General features: G+C 49.2%; 1 protein-coding gene. It reads right to left on the bottom strand.

Annotated elements, in window-relative coordinates; genetic code table 11:
• Nucleotides 1–1,386 (bottom strand): cadherin-like domain-containing protein (locus AB6E51_RS24415; protein ID WP_372140312.1); only part of this gene is annotated, 1,386 nt, incomplete at both ends.

The following is a 1,386-nucleotide window of genomic DNA, read 5'->3' as shown; positions in this document are numbered from 1 at the left end:
GCGCATCATCAACCGCAGTCACACTTACATCGATGTTCGCAGAGACCGTATCGGTGCCGTCAGAGACATCGAAGCCGAAGTTTACGTCGCCATTGAAGTTCTCATTTGGCGCAAAGGTATATGTACCATTACCGTTGTCGGTAAGAATACCGTCACCGCCATCGTAGGTCATACCTTCAACCGTTAGGTTGTCGCCTTCAATATCAGTCGCACCTGTTAATAGGTCAGCATCAGTGAAAATAAGTGTGCCGTCTTCTTCAACGCTGAACTGTTGGTCTTGAGGTACTGGCAGGTCATTAACTGGGTTAACGGTTAGGTCAGCCGATGCTTGAACCGTATTGGTACCATCTGAGATATCGAAGCTAATATCGATGTCGCCATTGAAGTTCTCATCTGGCGTGATGGTAAAGCTGCCATCGTCGTTAGCAACAACCGTTGCATCACCGCCAACCGTTAGGCTGCTGGCAGTAAGGTCATCACCTTCCACATCAGATGCTTGAGAAAGCAACTGCTCTTGGCTTAGGCGAATCGAACCGTCTTCGTCGATTGAGTACGCTAGGTCACCCGATACAGGCGCATCATCAACCGCTGTTACGCTTACGTCGATGTTCGCTGACACTGTATCGGTACCGTCAGATACATCGAAACCGAAGCTTACATCACCATTGAAGTTCTCGTTTGGCGCAAAGGTGTACGTACCATTACCGTTATCAGTAAGAATACCGTCGCCACCATCGTAGGTCACACCTTCAACCGTTAGGTTGTCACCTTCAATGTCGGTAGCGCCTGTTAATAGGTCTGCATCGGTGAAGATTAACGTACCGTCTTCTTCAACACTGAACTGTTGATCTTGTGGTACTGGCAGGTCGTTAACTGGGTTAACGGTTAGGTCAGCTGATGCTTGAACGGTATTGGTACCATCTGAGATATCGAAGCTGATATCAATGTCGCCATTGAAGTTCTCATCTGGCGTAATCGTGAAGCTGCCGTCATCATTAGCAACGACTGTTGCATCACCGTCAACCGTTAGGCTGCTAGCTGTTAGGTCATCGCCTTCTACGTCAGAAGCTTGCGATAGAAGCTGCTCTTGGCTTAGACGAATCGAACCGTCTTCGTCGATTGAGTACGCTAGGTCACGAGACACAGGCGCATCATCTACGGCAGTTACGCTTACGTCGATGTTTGCTGACACCGTATCGGTGCCGTCAGACACATCAAAACCGAAGTTTACGTCGCCATTGAAGTTTTCATTCGGCGCAAAGGTGTAAGTCCCGTTGCCGTTGTCGGTCAAGATACCGTCGCCGCCATCGTAGGTCACACCTTCAACCGTTAGGTTGTCGCCTTCAATGTCAGTAGCGCCTGTTAATAGGTCTGCATCGGTGAAGA

Origin of the sequence: Vibrio sp. 10N.247.311.47, from assembly GCF_041467535.1 — a bacterium.
Lineage (GTDB): Bacteria > Pseudomonadota > Gammaproteobacteria > Enterobacterales > Vibrionaceae > Vibrio > Vibrio crassostreae_C.
This window is presented reverse-complemented; position numbering and strand designations above follow the sequence as displayed.